Here is a 20,532-nt window from a genome sequence, read left to right on the forward strand (position 1 = left end):
GTCATCCCTCCCCGGCGGCAGCACACACCGCACGCGCGATCCGTGCCACGTCCTCGTCGCCCGTGACGTAGGGCGGCATCGTGTAGACGAGGTCGCGGAACGGCCGCAGCCACACGCCCTCGCGTACGGCCGCGTCCGTGGCCGCCTTCATGTCGACCTCGTGGTCCAGCTGTACGACCCCGATGGCGCCGAGAACCCGTACGTCCTTCACCCCCGGCAGCGAAGCGGCCTCCGCGAGCCCCTCCCGCAGCCCCGTCCCGATCCGCAGCACCTCCGCCTGCCAGTCCTGCCCGAGCAGCAGCCCGATCGAGGCGCAGGCGATGGACGCGGCGAGCGGGTTGCCCATGAAGGTGGGGCCGTGCGCGAGCACCGGGACCTCGCCCCGCGAGATGCCGTCGGCCACCCGAGACGTGCACAGGGTCGCCGCCATCGTCAGACAGCCGCCGGTCAGCGCCTTGCCCACACACATCACGTCCGGCGTCACGCCTGCGTGCTCAGCCGCGAACAGCGTGCCCGTGCGCCCGAACCCGGTCGCGATCTCGTCGAACACCAGCAGCACGTCGTGCGCGTCGCACGCCTCGCGCAGCACCCGCAGATACGCGGGGGAGTGGAACCGCATCCCGCCCGCACCCTGCACCACCGGCTCCACGATCACCGCGGCCAGCTCGTCCGCGTGCCGCTCGATCGCCGCGCGCAGCTGATCGGCGTAGGACTCCTCGTACTCGGCCGGAGGAGCGTCCACGAAGACCTGGCGGGGCAGGATTCCGCTCCACAGCTCGTGCATCCCGCCCTCGGGATCGCACACCGACATCGGCTGCCAGGTGTCGCCGTGGTAGCCGCCGCGCCAGGTCAGCAGCCGCTGCTTGCCCGTGCGGCCCAGCGAGCGCCAGTACTGGAGACACATCTTCACCGCGACCTCGACCGACACCGACCCCGAGTCGGCGAGGAAGACATGCTCCAGGCCGTCGGGAGACATGTCGACAAGGAGCTTCGCGAGCCGGACGGCGGGCTCGTGGGTGAGCCCGCCGAACATCACATGGCTCATCCGCCCGAGCTGCTCGCGCGCGGCCTCGTTCAGCACCGGGTGGTTGTAGCCGTGGATCGCCGACCACCAGGACGACATCCCGTCGACCAGTTCCCCGGACCCGTCCGCCATCCGCAGCCGCACCCCGCTCGCCGACTCCACGACGAGCGGGTCGACCCGGCCGGGCATCGGACCGTACGGATGCCACACGTGCCGCCGGTCGAGCTCCAGCAGGTCCGGGACGGACAGATCAGGCATTGGGCGCGAGATCCGTTCCGGCACCTCGACGGCGGACGGCGACCAGGTCCGTGCGGGGCTCGCTCACCGCGGGCGCGGCGGGGGCGGCCGTACCGCAGACACCGCCGCCCTCGTGCGACCCGCACCCGCCACTTCCGTGCGACCCGCAGCCCGCGGACTCGTGCGAGCCGCACCCGCCCCCGGCCGTCGCCCGGTGTTCCGGCAGGGTCACCTCGCCCGCGCCCTCCACCTCGAAGCCGGCGTCGGCGATCATCTCCAGGTCGGCCTGGCCGGCCTGGCCCTCGGTGGTGAGGTAGTCGCCGAGGAAGATCGAGTTGGCGAGGTTGAGGGCGAGGGGCTGCATGGTTCGCAGATGGACCTCGCGGCCGCCGGCGATGCGGACCTCGACGTCCGGGCAGACGAAACGGACCATCGCCAGAATGCGCAGGCAGCGCTGCGGGGTGAGGTTCCACTCCTTGGCCAGCGGGGTGCCCTCGACCGGGATCAGGAAGTTCACCGGAACCGAGTCGGGGTCCAGCTCGCGCAGCGAGTAGACGACGTCGACCAGGTCCTCGTCGCTCTCGCCCATGCCGGCGATCAGACCCGAGCAGGCGGACAGGCCGGCCGCGTGCGCCTTGGTCACGGTGTCGACCCGGTCGGCGTAGGTGTGCGTGGTCGTGATGTCGCCGTAGGTCGACTCGGACGTGTTCAGGTTGTGGTTGTAGGCGTCCGCGCCCGCCTCGCGCAGCCGCTCCGCCTGGCCGTCGGAGAGCAGACCGAGACAGGCGCACACCTCGACGCCCTCGTGTCGGTCCTTGATCGCCTTGATGGTGCCCGCGACCCGGTCCACGTCACGGTCGGTCGGGCCACGCCCGGAGGCCACCAGGCAGACCCGCTTGGCGCCGCCCGCGAGGCCGGCCGCCGCGGCCTTGGAGGCCTCGTCCGGCTTGAGCCAGGTGTACTTCAGGATGCCGGTGTCGGCGCCGAGCCGCTGCGAGCAGTACGAGCAGTCCTCGGGGCACAGCCCGGACTTCAGGTTGACGAGATAGTTGAGTTTCACCCGTCGCCCGAACCAGTGACGGCGCACCTTTCCGGCCGCGGCCACGACATCGAGCAGGTCGTCGTCGGACGTGGCCAGTACGGCCAGCGCCTCCTCGCGGGTCGGCAGCTCGCGCCGAAGCCCCTTGTCCACCAGCGTGTTCAGCAGGTCCATGAGAGCCGATCCTGTCCTACGGACCCGCTCCGGGCCAAGGTAGGGATCACACAACAGACCCGGATCGACGTGTGGGTATTGCCACACCGTGGGTGGCGATTGCTGCCGCTAGGGTCTGTCCGTTACCTACAAAAGCCCCGGAGGACCCATGGCGTTCGGCTGGATCGACGAGCAGGCCGAGGCGCGCCGCCGGGCCGGCCTCGTACGGACCCTGCGACCGCGTCCGGCCGACTCGCCGCTCCTCGATCTCGCGAGCAACGACTACCTGGGCCTGGCCCACCACCCCGAGGTCGTGGCGGGGGCCGAGGCGGCCGCGCGGGCCTGGGGCGGCGGCGCGACCGGCTCCCGGCTCGTCACCGGAACCACCGAGCTGCACACCGAACTCGAACGCGAGCTGGCCGGTTTCTGCGGCTTCGAGGCGGCGCTGGTCTTCTCCTCCGGATACGCGGCCAACCTGGCCGCCGTGACCGCGCTCGCGCCGCACGGTTCGCTGATCGTCTCCGACGCGGGCAACCACGCCTCGCTCATCGACGGCTGCCGGCTGGCCCGCGGTACGACCCAGGTGGTCGCGCACGCCGATCCGGAGGCCGTCCGCAAGGCGCTCGGCACCCACGACGGGCCTGCCGTCGCCGTGTCGGACACGGTCTTCTCGGTCGACGGGGACGCGGCGCCCCTGGCCGGCCTCGCCGAGGCATGCCGGGAGCACGGAGCTGGCCTGGTCGTCGACGACGCGCACGGCCTGGGTGTGCTCGGCGACGGCGGCCGCGGTGCCCCGCACGCGGCGGGTCTCGCGGGCGCCGACGACGTGGTCGTCACGGTCACGCTGTCCAAGTCGCTCGGCAGCCAGGGCGGTGCCGTGCTCGGCCCCGCACGGGTCATCGAACATCTGGTCAACGCGGCACGGACGTTCATCTTCGACACCGGACTGGCGCCCGCGGCGGCGGGAGCCGCCCTCGCGGCCCTGCGGCTGCTCGGCCGTGAGCCCGAGCGGGCCGCACGCGCGCGTGAGGTGGCCACCGCACTGCACGCACGCCTGACCGCCGCGGGTCTGGAAGCGGTACGTCCGGACGCCGCGGTGGTCTCGGTGCGCGCGCCTTCTCCGGAGGAGGCCGTTCAGTGGGCGGCCGACTGCCGTGCCGCCGGGCTCTTCGTGGGCTGCTTCCGGCCCCCTTCCGTGCCCGACGGCATCTCACGGCTCAGGCTGACCGCCCGCGCGGACCTCTCCGAGGCGCAGATCGAACGCGCTGTGCGTGTGATCGGCGGAACACGACCATGAGTCGGCGTGACACGGCCGTGCGCCGGACGGACTGAAACGGTCAGAACGCGGCCGTGAAACCCGCCCAGCTCTCGGGGGAGAAGAGCAGCGCGGGTCCGTCCGGGTTCTTGGAGTCCCGCACGGCGAGCAGCCCGGCCCATGGCCCGGACGACGGCTTCGCGGTCTCGACACAGTTGTTCGCTCCGGTGCTGTAGCTGCTGCGCAGCCACCGCACTTCGGGCAGTTCCGTACTGGCAGATACGTACCGAGGCAGTGCTGACATTGGTGCCTCCTTACGCGCCGTCACCTATCCCGGCGATGTAATCCAACGAGTCCTCGGGCGAAAGGGCGTGGAACTGAAGGGTGTTGAAGGCCTCGGTGTAGGCCTGGAGGTCTTCTTTCCGCTCGAGGTAGAGGCTACTCGTCAAGTGGTCGAGAACAACCACATCCAGATCAGATGTGCGCGAAAATGAGAAGATTACGAAAGGCCCGGTGATACCCACATGCGCCCCGGCCGTGAACGGCAGTACCTGTAGTCGCACTTGAGGCAGCTGGGCCGCCTCCACAAGTCTCTTCAGCTGCCGGGCCATCACCTCGGGGCCGCCCACCTCCCGCCGCAGCACGGCCTCGTCCAGGACGGCACTGAGCTCCAGGGGTGGCTCACCGCGCAGCACGTCCTGCCGGGCCAGCCGGACCTCGACCAGCGCGTCGAGACGCTCGTCGTCGAGGCCGCCGACCGAGGCCCAGGTCACCGCGCGGGCGTACTCGGGCGTCTGGAGCAGTCCGGGCACGACCGAGGTCTCCAGGGTGCGCATCGCGCTCGCCTGGGACTCCAGACTGATGAAGTCCCGGTAGGTCGGCGGCAGGACACCTCGGTACGCATGCCACCAGTGGTGCCGGCCGCCGCCCTCGTCGGAGCCCGCCAGCACCAGGAGCAGCTCCCGCAGATCCGTGTCCAGCACGCCGTAGGCATCCAGGAGTAACCGCACATCGGCCGGTTTCACCCCGCTGGCGCCGGTCTCGATCCGGCTCACCTTCGACTGGTGCCAGCCCACGAGCCGGGCCGCCTCACCGCTGGTGAGCGCCGCGTTCGTGCGTAACGCACGCAGTTCGGCACCCAGTTTCCGGCGGCGCACCGCAGGACCGTGCTGCATGGCGCTGCTCCTTACTCCCTACGAGCCGCCCAAATACGGTCTCGCGTCGCAGAGTTCACCGCTTCGAGCGACAGATATATGCATATCTTGGTGGATCAGCACCCGTCGGCGCCTCGGTAATGGCACTCTGACGATGAACCACCAGTCCGGGACCGTACTCGAACCATCCGCACTGTGTCGGACTCCGGTCCTGTGGGAAAGGGACGACGTCGCCATGGCAGACCACCTGGAAGCATCCGTCACTCTGCCGAGCGAACCCGCTTCGGTCTCCGCGGCCCGCACCTATGTCCTGAGCACACTCGCGGAGTGGGGGCTGCCACCGGTCACCGACGTCGCCGAGACCGTCCGGCTCATCGTCTCCGAACTCGCCACCAACGCCGTACAGCACACCTTCGGTCAGTCACCCACCTTCACGGTGGACATCGAGCTGGACCGTGACGAACACCTGCGTATCGGGGTCACCGACAGCCACCCCCGCTTCCCCAAGCGTCTTCCGGCAGCGGTCCAGCAGGATAACGGACGGGGGATGGTGATCATCCGCTGGCTCGCCGCAGAGTACGGCGGCAAGCTCAGAGTCAGGCCCACCCGGGAGGGCGGAAAAACCGTCTCGATCGAACTCCCGTGGACGGTGCCGGCGCAGCCGGTCACGGCGGCCGGGCAGCAGGAGCCGTAAGCCACGGCCACGTCTCTGCCCCGTAGGCCCGGTGGGCGACCGAGGGCGTACGGCGCGGCGCGTACCCTCCGGCGACTGCGTCCTCCCCGCGGCGGCCGCCGTCAGCGCCACCGTTGCCGGCACCGGCGTGTGTCCCGGGGTGCCATCCGCACCGACGGTATGTCCCCTGCCCGAGTCGGGCGGTCCGGCACCCTGCTGAGCAGAGGGTCACCGCAGGCGCGCCGACGGTTCCCGGGGTGCCGCTCCCGGCCGGGCCGTGGCTCGCGGCCTGAGCCGCACGCGGTCCGGCGGCCGAGGAACCGCGTGCGGGGTGTCCGTCCCGTGATCCGCGGCGCGCCCCGCCCGCCACACCAGTCGGGGGAGCAGCCACCACAGGCCCGGACACACCAGCAGGGTCGCCGTACCCGCGGCCACACCGCCGGCCCGGCCGGTCGTCACGTCCACGACGAGCAGCACCGACCCGGTGAACGCCGGCACCAGAACGCCCATGCCGACCGTGGCGAGCCGGGAGGAGACCTGCACGATGCGGGCCCTGGCGCCCCGTTGGAAGAGCGAGCGGTGCAGGGCGGCCGGCGCGGTGAAGAGGGCCGCGGCGAGCACCGCGAGCAGCAGGGTGACGACGTAGGTGGCGCGCTGGAAGGCGTCCAGCGACGGGAAGCGCTGGGTGAGGGCCAGGGTCAGCAGGAAGGCGAAGAGGATCTGCACCCCGGTCTGGGTGACGCGCAGTTCCTGGAGCAGCTCGCCGAAGTTGCGGTCGGCGCGCTCCAGCGGGGTCTCGTTGCGGGCGGTGCACGGGCGGTGGCCGGCCATGGCAGTGCGGGTGTCCACCTGGGCCTGTGCCACGCGTCCCGGGAGACCCGAGGGGATGACGTCCGGTCAGGGCGCCGTCACCCCCTCGGGGGTGCTACTTGACCCGGCCGTACCAGACGCTCTTCGTCCAGATCTTCTGCAGCCTCACCACGTCCCCGGTCTTGGGGGCGTGCCAGATCTTCCCCTTCCCGGCGTAGAGACCGACGTGGTAGACGTTCGAACCCGAGTGGAAGAACACCAGGTCACCGGCTTTGCGGCTGCCCGCGGAGATGTGCCGGGTCTTGTTGTACTGCTGGGCCGCCGTGCGCGGGAGCTTCTTGCCCGCCTTCTTGAACGAGTACAGCGTGAGCCCTGAGCAGTCGAAGCGGGACGGCCCCGTGGCGCCGTACCTGTACGGCGAGCCCTTCTTGGAGGCCGCGACCTTGAGTGCCTTCGTCGCCGGCGTGGCGGCCGCGGCGTCGGCGGCGACGCCCGGGATCACGACAGAGCCGCCCACAGCGGCGAGTGTCAGTGCCGAAGCCGTACCGGCTCGGACCATCAGCGACGGAACACGATTGAGCGCAGACATGCGCAACCCTTCGTCAGCCGCCTGTGAAGGATGACCTGTCGGATTCGGGCTGACAAAGTTGCCCGGCCGCTGACGCGGCTTCACCCCAAGGGCTGCTCGGCCCGGTCATGGCGTGACCGTTCCGGCGACCCGTCGTGCTTGGGTCCTCCACTCCTGCCGATGCACCTCTGTCGACCGGTCATCCGGGCGGCGGCAGGACTCGGCGTCCGCCCGGATCGCCCCGCCGCTGCGGCGGGGGCTTGTCGTCAGACAGGGATCTTGGCGCAAAGAAGTGCGAAAAACCCAACAGAACCGGGGGTTTGTGGCGTTACTCACCACTCACTCGTTCTGGTGGACATGTGAGCGATCGAAGGATGTCGAGGGGCCCAAGGACCCCCGGACCAGCACAGGAAGTCCTCATTCCGCTCAGGGGCTACACATGTTGCGCGACCTTTCCGGTCGTGAAAAAGGAGCCGCTCCTCCTCCAATAGGGGGTACGCCGTCTGGTCCGTTTCAACCGCGCTCCGGACGTCCCGTCAGAACCCCGGGGCGCCCGGGCCGCTGCGGACGCGTCAGCTGTCGGGGCCGGGCGGGACGGTGACCCGCGCCGATCGCCGCTCGCCGTCCAGGACTCGCAGGGCCCGCGCCAGCGTCGCGGCGTGCATCTCGTGCTCGCCCCGGCGGTGCATCAGCGCGAGCGCGTCGCGCAACTCCGTCGCCCTGCTCACCAGCGCCTGCGCCGCGCGCAGTCCGCCGTAGGTGTCCTCGTGCCGTGCGGGATTGATCCGGCCCAGCAGGTCGACCACGTCGAGATAACGGTCGATCAGCTCGCCCTCGGCGCGCGTGAGGGCGGGCAGCGGTGGAAGATCCGGCAGCATCCGCGGCTCACCTCGCGCCCGGCGTGGTGCGGGACGCCTTGCGGCTCGGGACGATCGCGTCCGCGAGGCCGTGGTCCAGCGCGCCCTGCGCGTCCAGGATCTTGTCCCGCTCGATGTCCGCGCTCACCTGCTCGGCGCTGCGCCCGGTGTGCCGGACCAGCATCTCCTCCAGGCGGTCCCGCACACGGAGCAGTTCGTCGGCCTGGATGGCAAGGTCACTGGCCTGTCCGTGCACCGGTTCGTTCAGCGCCGGCTGGTGGATGACCACCCGCGCGCCCGGCAGCACGGAACGCTTGCCCGGGGTGCCCGCCGCCAGCAGCACCGCCGCGAAGGAGCCGGCCTGTCCGAGGCACGTCGTCTCCACGTCGCAGCTGACGTACTGCATCGTGTCGTAGATCGCCGACATCGCGCTGAACGAGCCGCCGGGGGAGTTGATGTACAGCGCGATGTCCCGGTCCGGGTCCTGGTACTCGAGGTACATGAACTGCGCCATCAGATCGTTCGCCGAGGTGTCGTCGATCCGCGTCCCGAGGAAGACGATCCGCTCCTCCAGGAGCTTCGAGTACGGATCCGTCGTCTTGTGCCCGGAACTGGTGCGCTCATGGAACTCGGGCAGGACGTAACGCGCGGTCGGTCGGGTCATGGCGTACCCCTCGCTCATGGCAGAGTTGCCTGTCAAAAATGTACAGGACGTACGTGACGTTATGATGGGGGTATGGCCTACGAGATTCCGGTGACGCAAGCCAGGGCTGAACTCGCCGACCTGATCAACCGGGTGGTGTACGGCGGCGAGCGCGTCGTCGTGACGCGACACGGAAAGCCGCTGGTCGCCCTGGTCTCCGCCGCCGACCTCGAACGGCTGGAGAAGCTGCAGGAGTACGTCGAGGACCAGGTGGTCACCTCGGTCTCGACCGTGCGAGAGGTCGCGTCCGCTCCCCGCGAACAGCAGCGCTTCGGCATCGCGGCGCATCACCGGGGGACCGGAGCGCCGTAGAAACGGCTGCGCCCCGGCCATGGCGGACGGGGCGCACGCGAGAGTGGTCCGGTCAGCCGGCAGGGGTGAGTTCGGGCTCCGGGGCGGTGGGTGTGGTGCTCTTCGCCCGCGTCTTCAGCGCGTTGCCGAGCATGACGGCACCCAGGCCCAGCGCGGCCCACCAGACGAGCGTCAGGGCGGGGCCGATCGACGCCGCGCCGTCGAAGAACGCCACCGAGCGCAGCAGCGTCGCGCTCGCACCCGGCGGCAGCCACTGACCGATCGTGCCGACCGGCTCCGGCAGCAGCTGCGGGGCCGAGGACGCGCCCGAGAACGGGTTGCCGAGGAACATCACCAGGAACGCCACGACGGCGATCCCCGCGTGTCCGATGAGTGCGGCGAGCCCCGCGACGGCCGCACTCACCGCCAGTGTCGCCAGCGCGAGCGTCCCTGCCTCGGCCCACCAGTTGCCCGTCAGAACGCCGAGCCAGCTGTGCGCCAGTGCGGCCGCGACGGCACCCACCAGGGCCGCCGCGCTGACCAGCCCGGCCACGGCCCGGAAGCCGCGCAGCCCGAGCATGGTCACGATCGCGCCCGCCACGATGCCGGCCAGGGCCAGCGGCAGCACGCTGGAGCCGAGCGCCGCGCCGCGCGGGTCGTTCCCGGCGGCCGGTACGACGTCGACCACCCTCATGTGGGTGCCCCCGGCAGCGGCCTGCCCGGCGACGGCCTGCTGGAGCAGCTGGGCGACGAGGGGGCTCGCGGCCGACGCGGTGAGCAGTTCGGGGCCCCGCGCGGTGACGACGACCGCTCCGTATACGGTCCGGTCCTCGATCGCGGCCCGGGCGGCGGCCTCGTCGGCATAACGGTGGACCTCGAAGGCACCCTCGTGCTGCAGGAGTTGCTTGTCCAGCTGCGCGGTCGCGGCGGGCGGCCCGGCCACGCCGAGCGGCAGGTCGCGAGGGGCGGTGCGGGCGGCGGGCCAGGCGAAGGCCCACAGCGCCAGGGCGGCGAGCAGCGGCACGAGGACGACAACCGCGATCAGGCGACTGCGGGTGGTCATGCGAGTCTCCAAAAAGAAGGATCGTTCGTTTTAGGTTCGTCATCACCGTCCCGCTGCTGGCTTCGCTTGTCAAGAAGGAATGTTCGTTTTACGTTGGGGAGCATGGCTCGCGTATCCCAGGCACACCTCGACGCCCGCCGCCGTCAGATCCTCGACGGCGCCGCGATCTGCTTCGCCCGCAACGGCTTCCACGCCACGTCGATGCAGGACGTGCTGAAGGAGGTCGACCTGTCGGCCGGGGCGGTGTACCGCTACTTCAGCGGCAAGGAGGAGCTGATCGGCGCGATCGTCGGGGAGGTCCTCGGCCAGGTCCGCGACAGCTTCGAGGAGGTGGCCGGCAGCAGCCCGCCCCCGCCGCCGGACCTCCTGGTGGTGTCGGTGCTCACCCGCGTCCTCGCCGCGAAGGAGTCCCTGACCGTGGACGGCCGGCCGGCGTTCCCGCGGCTGATCCTCCAGGTATGGAGCGAGACCCTCCGCAACGACGGACTCGCGACCGTCCTGCGCGAGGGCTACGGCGCCGTGCGCGAGATCTGGACGCGGATCGCCCGGGCGTACCAGGACGCCGGGGTGATGCGGGCGGACGTACCCCCGGAACACGTGGCCCGCACGATGATGGCGACCGCGATGGGCTTCCTCGCGCAGCAGGCCCTGTTCGGGCCGACGCCCGCCGAGGCCCTGGGCGACGGTCTACGGGCGTTGATGAGCGTGCGGGATCACGGCTTGGTTAACTTGCCTGAAACCGGATCCAACTAGCCTGCGGATCCACGCCACCAGGGAGTTTGCCCCGGGGCTGCGGCAACCGGACCCCGCACGGTCCGTAGCGAGGACTGTGAGGTGGGACGTGCAACTGACCCCGCACGAGCAAGAGAGGCTGCTCATCCATGTGGCGGCCGACGTGGCCGAGAAGCGCAGGGCCCGCGGGCTCAGGCTCAACCACCCCGAGGCGGTCGCCCTCATCACGTCGCACATCCTCGAAGGCGCGCGTGACGGCCGTACCGTCGCCGAACTCATGGTCTCCGGGCGGGAACTGCTCGCCCGGGACGACGTCATGGAGGGTATTCCCGAGATGATCCACGACGTCCAGGTCGAGGCGACCTTCCCGGACGGCACCAAGCTCGTCACCGTCCACGACCCGATCGTCTGAGGGGGCCGTCGATGATTCCCGGAGAGATCCTCTTCGCCGACGGGCCGATCACGTACAACGAGGGCCGCGAGGTCACCCGGCTGACCGTCCTCAACGCCGCCGACCGGCCCGTCCAGGTCGGCTCCCACTACCACTTCGCCGAGACCAACCCCGGCCTGGAGTTCGACCGCGCCGCGGCGCACGGCAAGCGGCTGAACGTCGCCGCCGGCACCGCCGTGCGCTTCGAGCCCGGCATCCCGGTCGAGGTGGAACTCGTCCCGCTCACCGGCGCCCGTGTGGTGCCCGGTCTGCGCGGGGAGACCGGAGGTGCCCTCGATGCCTGAGATCTCCCGCGCCGCCTACGCCGACCTGTTCGGCCCCACCACCGGCGACCGCATCCGGCTCGCCGACACGGACCTGATCGTCGAGGTCGAGGAGGACCGTTCCGGCGGTCCCGGACTCGCCGGTGACGAGGCCGTCTTCGGCGGCGGCAAGGTCATCCGCGAGTCGATGGGCCAGTCGCGCGCCACACGCGCGGAAGGCACCCCGGACACCGTCATCACCGGCGCGGTCATCGTCGACCACTGGGGCATCATCAAGGCCGACGTCGGCATCCGCGACGGCCGGATCACCGGCATCGGCAAGGCGGGCAACCCCGACACCATGGACGGGGTCCACCCGGACCTGGTGATCGGCCCCGAGACCGAGATCATCGCGGGCAACGGCCGGATCCTGACCGCCGGTGCCGTCGACGCGCACGTCCACTTCATCTGCCCGCAGATCGCCGACGAGGCACTGGCGTCCGGGGTGACCACGCTGGTCGGCGGCGGCACCGGGCCCGCGGAGGGCTCCAAGGCCACCACCGTCACGCCCGGCCCCTGGCACCTCGCCCGGATGCTGGAGGCGATGGAGCAGTACCCGCTCAACATCGGCTTCCTCGGCAAGGGCAACACCGTCTCCCACGAGGCGATGCTCTCGCAGATCCGCGGCGGCGCGCTCGGCCTGAAACTGCACGAGGACTGGGGCTCCACGCCCGCCGTCATCGACGCCTCCCTGACGGTCGCCGAGCGGACCGGCATCCAGGTCGCCATCCACACGGACACCCTCAACGAGGCCGGATTCGTCGGCGACACCCTCGCCGCGATCGCGGGGCGGGGCATCCACGCCTACCACACCGAGGGTGCGGGCGGCGGGCACGCGCCGGACATCATGACCGTGGTCTCCCAGCCCCACGTGCTGCCCAGCTCGACCAACCCGACCCGCCCCTTCACCGTCAACACCGCCGAGGAACACCTCGACATGCTGATGGTGTGCCACCACCTCAACTCCGCGGTGCCGGAGGACCTGGCCTTCGCCGAGTCCCGGATCCGGCCCACGACGATCGGCGCCGAGGACATCCTGCACGACCTCGGAGCCATCTCGATCATCTCCTCCGACGCCCAGGCCATGGGACGCGTCGGCGAGGTCATCATGCGGACCTGGCAGACCGCCCACGTCATGAAGCGGCGCCGGGGTGCGCTGCCGGGTGACGGGCGGGCGGACAACCATCGCGTACGGCGCTATGTCGCCAAGTACACGATCAACCCCGCCGTCGCCCAGGGCCTCTCCCACGAGGTCGGTTCCGTCGAGACCGGCAAGCTCGCGGACCTCGTGCTGTGGCAGCCCGCGTTCTTCGGGGCCAAGCCGCATCTCGTCATCAAGGGCGGGCAGATCGCGTACGCGCAGATGGGCGACGCCAACGCGTCCATCCCGACTCCGCAGCCGATCCTTCCCCGGCCGATGTACGGGGCGATCGGACGGGCCCCCGCCTCGAACTCCTTCAACTTCGTGGCACCCCTCGCCATCGACGACGGGCTGCCCGAGCGGCTGCAGCTGGGCAAGCGGTTCGTCGCGATCGAGTCGACGCGCGGGGTCACCAAGGCCGACATGCGGGAGAACGATGCCCGGCCCGACGTACGGGTCGACCCCGACAGCTTCGCCGTGCACATCGACGGTGAACTGGTCGAGGCCACCCCGGCGGCCGAACTGCCCCTGGCCCAGCGTTACTTCCTCTTCTGATGGCGTGGTTGTGATGTCACGGGCCGCACTTCTCGTCCTGGCCGACGGCCGCTTTCCCGCCGGAGGGCACGCGCACTCCGGCGGGGCCGAGGCGGCCGTCAAGGCGGGGCGGATCACCGGGGCGGAGAGTCTGGAGAGCTTCTGCCGGGGGCGGCTGCACACAGCGGGGCTGGTGTCGGCCGCGTTCGCCGCAGCGGCCGTGCTGGGGTTTCCTCCCGCGGAGTTGGACGCGGCCGCGGATGCCCGCACGCCTTCGCCCGCCTTGCGGGTCGCCGCGCGCAAGCTGGGCCGGCAGCTCATGAGGGCCGCTCGGGCGACCTGGCCCTCCGACGAACTCGACGCGGTGGCCCGGGAGTTCCCCAAGGGGGCGCATCAGCCGGTGGTGTTGGGGCTCGCCGCGCGGGCGGCGGGCCTGGAGGCACTGGACGCGGCGCACTGCGCGGCGTACGAGAGCGTGAGCGGGCCCGCGTCGGCGACGGTGCGGTTGCTGAGCCTCGACCCTTTCGACGCGACGGGGGTGTTGGCACGCCTGACACCGGAGCTGGACCTCGTCGCGGACCGGGCGGTGGAGGCGGCCCGGCGGGTCGTCGGCGGCGCGGGGGTGGATGCGCTGCCCTCGGCTTCCGCGCCCTTGCTGGAGATCGGGGCGGAGGCGCATGCGTCCTGGCCGGTACGGCTGTTCGCGTCATGAGTTCCTTTCGCCCCCGCCGCCCCTACCCGTCCCATCCCGGGGCTCCGCCCCGGCCCCCGCTCCTCAAACGCCGGAGGGGCTGAACAACACGAAGCAACTGAACCAGCCAGGCGGGTCGGCCCGTGCGAGGCGGGCGTGGACCCCGCGCATCTCGGACCGACGCCCAGCGCCCCCACCCAGGGGCGCGGGGAACTGCGCGACCAGCCCCCACGCACCCGCACCCGACCACCAACCCCCGCTCGGCCGAGGAGCCGTCCACGCCCCGGCCCGGTGCACCCACCCAGGGGCGCGGGGAACTGCGCGACCAGCCCCCACGCACCCGCACCCGACCACCAACCCCCCCTCGGCCGAGGAGCCGTACATGCATCTGGACCACCATCACGACGGCCCCACCGCGGTGAGCGCCGACGCTCATCGTGCCGACGGTACCCACCGTGCCCTGCGCATCGGTCTCGGCGGACCCGTCGGCTCCGGCAAGACCGCCACCGTCGCCGCCCTCTGCCGCGCCCTGCGCGACGAGCTGTCCCTCGCCGTCGTCACCAACGACATCTACACCCGTGAGGACGCCGAGTTCCTGCTCCGGGAGGCTGTGCTGCCACCCGAGCGGATCACCGCCGTGGAGACGGGTGCCTGTCCGCACACCGCGATCCGGGACGACATCTCCGCCAACCTCGAAGCCGTCGAGGACCTGGAGGACGAGGTGGGGCCCCTGGATCTCATCCTCGTCGAGAGCGGGGGCGACAATCTCACCGCCACGTTCTCCAAGGGGCTGGTCGACGCCCAGATCTTCGTGATCGACGTCGCCGGGGGCGACGACATCCCGCGCAAGGGCGGGCCCGGAGTCACCACCGCAGACCTGCTCATCGTCAACAAGACCGACCTCGCGCCGTACGTCGGGTCCGACCTCGCGCGGATGGCCGCCGACGCCAAGGCCCAGCGTGCCGAACTGCCGGTCGTCTTCCAGTCGCTCAGGGGCGAGACCGGTGTCGCGGACGTCGCCGCCTGGGTGCGGGCGCAGCTCACCGCGTGGACGGCGTGACCACGGCCGCGGCCGGCGTGCGGGCCACCGCGAGGATGCTCGCGCGGGACGACGGACGTGGCGGTACGGCCCTGCCCGTGCTGGAGAGCGACGGGCCGCTGGCACTGCGGCGGACCCGGGGGAGCGCGGCCGAGGCACGGGTCGTGCTCGTCGGGGCGATGAGCGGACCGCTCGGCGGCGACCACTTCACCGTGGAGGCCGGCGTCGGGGCAGGCGCCCGGCTGCGGGTCGGATCGGCCGCCGCCACCATCGCCCTGCCGGGACAGACCAAGGGCGAGGCCCACTACGACGTACGCCTCACGGTCGCCGACGAGGCCGAACTGCACTGGCTCCCCGAGCAGTTGATCTCCGCCGGCGGCAGTGACCTGTACGTCACCACCCGGGTCGATCTCGCCCGAACCGGCCGCCTCGTGCTGCGTGAGGAGCAGGTGCTCGGGCGGGTGGGGGAGGAGCCCGGACGGTTGAGCAGCCGGCTCGTCCTGCGGGTCGCGGGGCGGACCGTGCTCGACCAGGAACTGGCCTGTGGACCCGGTGCGCCGGGCGGCTGGGACGGCCCTGCGGTGCTCGCGGGACATCGAGCCGTCGGCCAACTCCTGGTCGTGCGACCGGAGTTCGCCGAAAAGCCGGTGACCGCACAGATGCTCGGCGAGGGTGCCGTCCTCGTACCGTTGGCGGGCCCCGCCGCGCTGGTCACCGCCGTCGCCCCGGACGCCCTGCTGCTGCGCCGGGTGCTGGACGAGGCACTGACGGCCCTTAGCGCCTAGTCCGCCCAGCGAACGACCCCTTCCGTTTATCGGATTGGCAAAGAAGCGACGCACCCCCTGTTCACAACGTCTCCACAGCCACGAGGATCCCCGTACGAATCGAATCGACGTACGGGGAGGTCCCTCTTGAGGGAGACCAGACCGAAGTGGCGGACGACCGCACTCGGTTCTGCCGGGGTACTCATCACGGCCACGCTCATATCCGGTGCCGTCGCGATACCCGCGGCCGGCGCCAACACCCACGCCGATGCGACCCGGCACGGGCAGGACCGCGAGACGGTCGGCGCCGCGATCGCCGCCGCCCGGGCCGCGAAGGCCGGTATCGACTGGGCGGACTGCCCGGCCGACTGGGGGATCGCGAAGCCGGTCCAGTGCGGCTGGGTCAGCGTGCCGCTGGACTACGCCAAGCCGAACGGCAAGCAGATCAAGCTCGCCGTCGACCACATCGGCAACACCGGCACCGCGGCGGAGCGCCAGGGCGCCCTCGTCTACAACCCGGGCGGACCCGGTGGCTCCGGCATGCGCTTCCCGCTCCGCGTCGTCAACAAGAACGCGATCTGGGCGAACGTGGCCAAGGCCTACGACTTCGTGGGCTTCGACCCGCGCGGCGTCGGCCACTCCGCGCCCATCTCCTGCATCGACCCGCAGGAGTTCGTGAAGGCGCCCAAGGCCGACCCCGTGCCGGACTCCGAGGCCGACAAGCGCGCCCAGCGCAAGCTGGCCCGTGAGTACGCCGAGGGCTGCGCCGAGCGCACCGGCAAGGCGATGCTCCAGCAGATGACCACGCCCAACACCGTGCGTGACCTGGACGTGATCCGCGCCGCGCTCGGTGAGAAGAAGCTCAACTACCTGGGCGTCTCCTACGGCACCTACATCGGCGCCGTCTACGGCACGATGTACCCGAGCCACGTGCGCCGCATGGTCGTCGACAGCGTCGTCAACCCGTCCCGGGAGAACATCTGGTACGAGGCCAACCTCGACCAGGACATCGCCTTCGAGGGCCGCTGGAAGGACTGGGAGGACTGGGTCGCCGCCAACGACGCCGCCTTCCACCTCGGCACCACCCGGGCCGCGGTCCAGGCGAAGTGGCTCGAACTGCGCGCCACCGCGAAGAAGAACCCCATCGGCGGGGTCGTCGGCCCGGCCGAGCTGATCGGCTTCTTCCAGAGCGCCCCGTACTACGACTCCTCGTGGGTGCCGGTCGCGACGGTGTTCAGCAAGTACGTCGCCGGTGACACCCAGGCACTGGTCGACGCGGCCGCCCCGGACCTGTCGGACACCGCGGGCAACATCGCCTCGGAGAACGGCAACGCCGTCTACACGGCCGTCGAGTGCACCGACGCCAAGTGGCCCACCAGCTGGAAGAAGTGGGACAAGGACAACACCGCGCTCAACAAGAAGTACCCGTTCATGACCTGGGCCAACGCCTGGCTGAACCTGCCCTGTGCCACCTGGCCGGTCAAGCAGCAGACCCCGGTCGAGGTCCGCACCGGCAAGGGTCTGCCCGGTGTGCTGATCGTGCAGTCCGAGCGTGACGCGGCCACCCCGTACCAGGGCGGCGTCGAACTGCACAAGCGCTTCAAGGGCTCCCGCCTGATCACCGAGAAGGACGCGGGCTCGCACGGCGTGACCGGTCTGGTCAACCCGTGCATCAACCCGCGGGTGGACGCCTACCTGCTCAGCGGCACGCTGGACAAGGCCGACGTGACGTGCGCCCCGCACGCCACGCCCAAGCCGTAACCGGTACGCCGTACGACCAGAAGGAGGGGGCGGCCCGAGCCACGGGCCGCCCCCTCCTCATGCGCCGAGCGAGTCGAGATACGCGTCCTCCGCCGCGTAGTCGAAGAGGTCGCCGTACGTCTGGAACATCTTCGGGTACGCCTCCCGCCAGTCCCGTCCGTCCAGTTGCCGCTCGATCCAGGCGACGGTCTCCGGCAGCCGGTCCGCGTACCGGACCACCGGGTGGTAGTCCAACTCCCGTTCCGCGGCGGACATGTCGCAGACGACCGGCGCGGGTGTCGACCACGGGGTGTCGCCCACGACCGGTGACGGCGGCGGGCCGTCCAGCAGGACCGTCTCGGGCCGGGCCCCCATGACGGCGTCGATCGCCCCGGCGATCTCCGCGACCGTCGGGGCGTCCGGGTCCACGGCGTTGAGGGCCCGGGTGCCGGGCCGTGCCGCCGCCAGCCGGATCAGCTCCGCGATGTTGTGGACGCTCGCGGGGTGGAAGCGGCTCTCCCCGCCGAACGGGAGCAGCCGCCGAGGGCGGCCGTCGAGGTTGCGCTTGACGAAGTAGAGCTCGCGCGGTGTCCGGCAGTGCGGCCCGTGGATCGCGCCCGCCCGCAGGAGTGTGCTGGGCAACCGGTCGCCCGCGGCGAGGAGTTCACGCTCCAGTCCCACCTTGCGGGTGCTGTACGACGACTCGCCCGGCGGGACGGTCCGCTGTGCCTCGCTCAGCGGCACCGGGTACTCCGGGAAGCCGTCCGGCTCGCCCTGGGTGTCGAAGCTGCGGCCCTTGTCGTCCTCGTACACCGAGATGCTGGAGATCACCACGGCCGAGCCCACACGGTCGGCCAGCGACACCAACTGCCGTGCGTGCTCGGGCCCGTAGGCGACCAAGTCCACCAAAACCTCGCAGCCGTCGCCCACCGCGGCGGCCAGGGCGGCGTCGTCCGCCCGGTCGGCCCGCGCGGTACGCACGTGTGCGGGCCAGCTCTCGTCCCGTCCGCCGCTCCGGGAGACGGCCGTCACCTCCCAGCCGTCCCGGGCCAGCGCCGCCACGGCCACCCGTCCGATCTGCCCGGTCGCTCCGATCACCACTGCATGTCTCATGCGGCGACGCTACGGCCGGGAAGGCCCCCGGAACAGCCCGCTCTGCCGACAGCAGACGTCAACCCAGCGGCAGCCGAGGGAACTTGCGCTCCTTCTCCTTCGCCGAGCGCGCGGCGGCCTCCTCGGCCTTCGCCACGGCCGCGTACTGGTCGACGTACTCCTGGCCGGACAGCTTCAGGATGGCGTACATGATCTCGTCGGTGATGGCCCGCAGGATCGCCTTCTCGTTCTCCATGCCCTCGTAGCGGGAGAAGTCGAGGGGCTTGCCGAAGCGGATCACCACGGGGTGGACGTTCGGGATGACCTTGCCCGGGGGCTGCGCCTCGAAGGTGCCGATCATCGCGCAGGGGATGACCGGGACCTTGGACCTGAGCGCCATCACCGCGACGCCGACCTTGCCCTTGTAGAGGCGGCCGTCGTGGGAGCGGGTGCCCTCCGGGTAGATGCCGAGCAGTTCGTCCTTGCTCAGTACGCCGAGGCCCTCGCGGATGGCGGCCTGACCCGCCTCCTTGCCGGAGCGGTCGACCGGGATCTGCCCGGCGCTGCGGAAGAAGAAGGCGGTCAGCCGGCCCTTGACGCCGGGGCCGGTGAAGTACTCGGCCTTCGCCAGGAAGGTGATGCGCCGCTTCAGCACCGCGGGCATCAGGAAGTGGTCGGAGAAGGACAGGTGGTTGCCCGCCACGATGGCCGCACCCGAGTCCGGGATGTGCTCCAAGCCCTCTATTCGGGGCCGGAAGACCAGTCTCAGCAACGGCCCCAGCAGCACGTATTTGAGCAGGTAGTAGAACAAGAGGGGGCGCTCCTCGGTCGGGCGGACGGCTCAACTCCGCGTTCTGGCTGGTCAACCGGCGTGAGGTGGGGTTGTCAGTGTAGGCGCAGCCGGCAGGGGCCGGAACAGCGCCGACCGCCGGCCCGGTCCGGTTCGCGCCGGCCGCCTCAGCTCCACGATGGCATTCCCTCGCGTTCACAGCCGCACGATGACCAGCGCCGTGTCGTCGGTGGCGCCGCCGGGCGGCAGGAGCTCCAGCAGGACCGCGTCGGCGAGGGTCTCGGGGTCGTCCTCGCGATGCCGGGCGAGGGAGTCGGCGAGCCGGGCGAGGCCCGTGTCGATGTCCTCGTGGCGCCGCTCCACCAGGCCGTCGGTGTACAGGGCGAGGGTGGCGCCGCTGCTGAACGTGGTCGAGGCCTGCGGCCGGGGAACCGGGTCGGGGCGGGCGTCGAGCGGCGGGTCGGTCGCCTTGTCCAGGCACTCCACCCGGCCGTCGGCGTGCACCAGCATCGGCGGCGGATGCCCGGCACTGCTGTAGGTGATGGTGCGGTGGTCGAGGTCGATGAAGGTGGTCACCGCGGTCGCCGACTCGGCTCCGTCGACCACATGGGCGTACCGGCCCAGCACGTCCAGAGCCTGCGCCGGGCCCTCGGCCACCCGGGAGGCGGCGCTCAGGGCGCTGCGCAGCTGGCCCATCACCCCGGCGGCGGCGAGCCCGTGGCCCACCACGTCGCCGACGGAGACGCCGACGCGATGGCCGCCGACCAGGTCGACCAGGTCGTACCAGTCCCCGCACACGTTCAGCGCGCCGACCGCGGGCCGGTAGCGGACGGCGGCCCGGTGCACCGCCTGCCGGCTCGCGGGCAGCATGGCCTCCTGGAGAGCGAGCGCGACCTCGCGGTCGCGGGCGTGGGCCCGGCGCAGCCGCTCGTTGACCTCCTGGAGTTCGCGGGCGCGGGTGTACAGCTCGGCCTCCAGGACCCGCGACCGGTCGCCGTCCTGCCCGCCCCGCGCCCGGATCAGCTCGGTCACCTCCTCGACCCGGAGCACCAGCAGCTCGACCGTGCCGTCCGGGCCGAACACGGGCGCGTTGCACGGGCTCCAGTAGCGCTCCTCCCACGCCCCCGGCCGGCCGGGCACCTCAACGTCGTACCGCTGCAGGGCCATGGAGTCGCGCTCACCGGTCTCCAGGACCCGGCGCAGGGAGGCGGCCAGATTGCGCACGCCGGACGCGGCGGGGTCGTTCGGGTTGTCCGGGAAGACGTCGAAGAGATAGTGGCCCACGACCTCCTCGCGGCGGCGCCCGGCCGTGCGCAGGAACTCCTCGTTGGCGTCCGCGTACACCAGGTCGGGAGTGAGCAGCGCGACCATGCCGGGCAGTGCCTGGAACACGGCCGCATAGTCGGTGTCGCTGGGTCTGTCGGACATG

General features: G+C 71.3%; 23 protein-coding genes and 1 riboswitch. Of the genes, 11 read left to right on the forward strand and 12 right to left on the reverse strand.

What is annotated here, in order from left to right; translation table 11 throughout:
* Nucleotide 1 precedes the first annotated feature (1 nt).
* Both ACZ48Z_RS27540 and bioB read right to left on the reverse strand, forming a co-directional pair.
* Nucleotides 2–1,282 carry an adenosylmethionine--8-amino-7-oxononanoate transaminase gene (locus ACZ48Z_RS27540; protein WP_468738569.1) on the reverse strand — a complete coding sequence of 427 codons (1,281 nt, stop codon included), beginning with the start codon at nucleotides 1,280–1,282 and terminating at the stop codon, nucleotides 2–4.
* On the reverse strand, nucleotides 1,275–2,474 hold the full coding sequence (gene bioB / locus ACZ48Z_RS27545) for a biotin synthase BioB (protein WP_468738570.1): 1,200 nt from the start codon (nucleotides 2,472–2,474) through the stop codon (nucleotides 1,275–1,277). Before bioB ends, ACZ48Z_RS27540 begins: the two co-directional genes overlap by 8 nt.
* A 148-nt stretch (nucleotides 2,475–2,622) precedes the next feature.
* On the opposite strand from bioB, the gene ACZ48Z_RS27550 reads away from it, so the two are divergent.
* Nucleotides 2,623–3,750, forward strand: coding sequence for an 8-amino-7-oxononanoate synthase (locus ACZ48Z_RS27550; RefSeq protein WP_468738571.1), 1,128 nt, complete (start codon nucleotides 2,623–2,625; stop codon nucleotides 3,748–3,750).
* A gap of 40 nt (nucleotides 3,751–3,790) precedes the next feature.
* On the opposite strand, the gene ACZ48Z_RS27555 is transcribed toward ACZ48Z_RS27550, so the two are convergent.
* Nucleotides 3,791–4,012: a DUF397 domain-containing protein gene (locus ACZ48Z_RS27555; protein WP_468738572.1), complete on the reverse strand. Its 222-nt coding sequence runs from the start codon at nucleotides 4,010–4,012 to the stop codon at nucleotides 3,791–3,793.
* Nucleotides 4,013–4,022: 10 nt separating this feature from the next.
* Nucleotides 4,023–4,883 (reverse strand): helix-turn-helix domain-containing protein, encoded by an 861-nt coding sequence (locus ACZ48Z_RS27560; RefSeq protein WP_468738573.1) that lies wholly within the window; start codon nucleotides 4,881–4,883, stop codon nucleotides 4,023–4,025.
* A 214-nt stretch (nucleotides 4,884–5,097) separates the two neighbouring features.
* Between ACZ48Z_RS27560 and ACZ48Z_RS27565 the strand changes: the two genes are divergently transcribed.
* Entirely contained in the window at nucleotides 5,098–5,556 is a 459-nt protein-coding gene (locus ACZ48Z_RS27565) for an ATP-binding protein (RefSeq protein ID WP_468738574.1), read from the forward strand.
* Nucleotides 5,557–5,763: 207 nt separating this feature from the next.
* Here the strand turns inward: ACZ48Z_RS27565 and ACZ48Z_RS27570 are convergent, their stop codons facing one another.
* The 4 genes from ACZ48Z_RS27570 to ACZ48Z_RS27585 all read right to left on the reverse strand — a co-directional run bounded on the left by ACZ48Z_RS27570 (nucleotide 5,764) and on the right by ACZ48Z_RS27585 (nucleotide 8,434).
* Complete coding sequence (locus ACZ48Z_RS27570) at nucleotides 5,764–6,366, reverse strand: DUF6328 family protein (protein ID WP_468738659.1); 603 nt, start codon at nucleotides 6,364–6,366, stop codon at nucleotides 5,764–5,766.
* Nucleotides 6,367–6,460: 94 nt separating this feature from the next.
* On the reverse strand, nucleotides 6,461–6,934 hold the full coding sequence (locus ACZ48Z_RS27575) for a C40 family peptidase (RefSeq protein WP_389104056.1): 474 nt from the start codon (nucleotides 6,932–6,934) through the stop codon (nucleotides 6,461–6,463).
* A gap of 3 nt (nucleotides 6,935–6,937) precedes the next feature.
* Nucleotides 6,938–7,108, reverse strand: a riboswitch (cyclic di-AMP (ydaO/yuaA leader).
* A 377-nt stretch (nucleotides 7,109–7,485) separates the two neighbouring features.
* On the reverse strand, nucleotides 7,486–7,791 hold the full coding sequence (locus tag ACZ48Z_RS27580; RefSeq protein WP_468738575.1) for a hypothetical protein: 306 nt from the start codon (nucleotides 7,789–7,791) through the stop codon (nucleotides 7,486–7,488).
* A gap of 7 nt (nucleotides 7,792–7,798) precedes the next feature.
* Nucleotides 7,799–8,434 carry an ATP-dependent Clp protease proteolytic subunit gene (locus ACZ48Z_RS27585; RefSeq protein ID WP_468738576.1) on the reverse strand — a complete coding sequence of 212 codons (636 nt, stop codon included), beginning with the start codon at nucleotides 8,432–8,434 and terminating at the stop codon, nucleotides 7,799–7,801.
* A gap of 72 nt (nucleotides 8,435–8,506) precedes the next feature.
* Between ACZ48Z_RS27585 and ACZ48Z_RS27590 the strand changes: the two genes are divergently transcribed.
* Complete coding sequence (locus tag ACZ48Z_RS27590; protein ID WP_468738577.1) at nucleotides 8,507–8,785, forward strand: type II toxin-antitoxin system Phd/YefM family antitoxin; 279 nt, start codon at nucleotides 8,507–8,509, stop codon at nucleotides 8,783–8,785.
* A gap of 52 nt (nucleotides 8,786–8,837) precedes the next feature.
* Here the strand turns inward: ACZ48Z_RS27590 and ACZ48Z_RS27595 are convergent, their stop codons facing one another.
* A complete protein-coding gene (locus tag ACZ48Z_RS27595) occupies nucleotides 8,838–9,827 on the reverse strand; it encodes an ABC transporter permease (protein ID WP_468738578.1) in 990 nt (329 codons plus the stop codon).
* Between the two features lie 102 nt (nucleotides 9,828–9,929).
* Here ACZ48Z_RS27595 and ACZ48Z_RS27600 point away from each other — a divergent pair, with 102 nt between their 5' ends.
* The 8 genes from ACZ48Z_RS27600 (at nucleotide 9,930) to ACZ48Z_RS27635 (ending at nucleotide 17,242) form a co-directional block, all read left to right on the forward strand.
* Nucleotides 9,930–10,580 (forward strand): TetR/AcrR family transcriptional regulator, encoded by a 651-nt coding sequence (locus ACZ48Z_RS27600; RefSeq protein ID WP_468738579.1) that lies wholly within the window; start codon nucleotides 9,930–9,932, stop codon nucleotides 10,578–10,580.
* A gap of 88 nt (nucleotides 10,581–10,668) precedes the next feature.
* Nucleotides 10,669–10,971 (forward strand): urease subunit gamma, encoded by a 303-nt coding sequence (locus ACZ48Z_RS27605; protein ID WP_468738580.1) that lies wholly within the window; start codon nucleotides 10,669–10,671, stop codon nucleotides 10,969–10,971.
* Between the two features lie 11 nt (nucleotides 10,972–10,982).
* Nucleotides 10,983–11,294 (forward strand): urease subunit beta, encoded by a 312-nt coding sequence (locus ACZ48Z_RS27610; RefSeq protein WP_468738581.1) that lies wholly within the window; start codon nucleotides 10,983–10,985, stop codon nucleotides 11,292–11,294.
* Nucleotides 11,287–13,008: an urease subunit alpha gene (locus ACZ48Z_RS27615; protein WP_468738582.1), complete on the forward strand. Its 1,722-nt coding sequence runs from the start codon at nucleotides 11,287–11,289 to the stop codon at nucleotides 13,006–13,008. The genes ACZ48Z_RS27610 and ACZ48Z_RS27615 overlap by 8 nt, the downstream gene beginning before the upstream one ends.
* 13 nt (nucleotides 13,009–13,021) lie before the next feature.
* On the forward strand, nucleotides 13,022–13,699 hold the full coding sequence (locus ACZ48Z_RS27620; RefSeq protein WP_468738583.1) for an urease accessory protein UreF: 678 nt from the start codon (nucleotides 13,022–13,024) through the stop codon (nucleotides 13,697–13,699).
* A gap of 361 nt (nucleotides 13,700–14,060) precedes the next feature.
* A complete protein-coding gene (ureG, locus tag ACZ48Z_RS27625; protein ID WP_468738584.1) occupies nucleotides 14,061–14,738 on the forward strand; it encodes an urease accessory protein UreG in 678 nt (225 codons plus the stop codon).
* A 35-nt stretch (nucleotides 14,739–14,773) separates the two neighbouring features.
* Nucleotides 14,774–15,502: an urease accessory protein UreD gene (locus ACZ48Z_RS27630; protein ID WP_468738660.1), complete on the forward strand. Its 729-nt coding sequence runs from the start codon at nucleotides 14,774–14,776 to the stop codon at nucleotides 15,500–15,502.
* 126 nt (nucleotides 15,503–15,628) lie between these two features.
* On the forward strand, nucleotides 15,629–17,242 hold the full coding sequence (locus ACZ48Z_RS27635) for an alpha/beta hydrolase (RefSeq protein WP_468738585.1): 1,614 nt from the start codon (nucleotides 15,629–15,631) through the stop codon (nucleotides 17,240–17,242).
* Between the two features lie 57 nt (nucleotides 17,243–17,299).
* On the opposite strand, the gene ACZ48Z_RS27640 is transcribed toward ACZ48Z_RS27635, so the two are convergent.
* The 3 genes from ACZ48Z_RS27640 to ACZ48Z_RS27650 form a co-directional block, all read right to left on the reverse strand.
* Nucleotides 17,300–18,322 carry an NAD-dependent epimerase/dehydratase family protein gene (locus ACZ48Z_RS27640; RefSeq protein ID WP_468738661.1) on the reverse strand — a complete coding sequence of 341 codons (1,023 nt, stop codon included), beginning with the start codon at nucleotides 18,320–18,322 and terminating at the stop codon, nucleotides 17,300–17,302.
* Between the two features lie 70 nt (nucleotides 18,323–18,392).
* Nucleotides 18,393–19,124, reverse strand: coding sequence for a lysophospholipid acyltransferase family protein (locus ACZ48Z_RS27645; protein ID WP_468738586.1), 732 nt, complete (start codon nucleotides 19,122–19,124; stop codon nucleotides 18,393–18,395).
* Between the two features lie 174 nt (nucleotides 19,125–19,298).
* Nucleotides 19,299–20,531 (reverse strand): PP2C family protein-serine/threonine phosphatase, encoded by a 1,233-nt coding sequence (locus ACZ48Z_RS27650; RefSeq protein ID WP_468738587.1) that lies wholly within the window; start codon nucleotides 20,529–20,531, stop codon nucleotides 19,299–19,301.
* Nucleotide 20,532: the final 1 nt, after the last annotated feature.

The sequence above is a fragment of the Streptomyces sp. NPDC031225 genome (assembly GCF_055570355.1).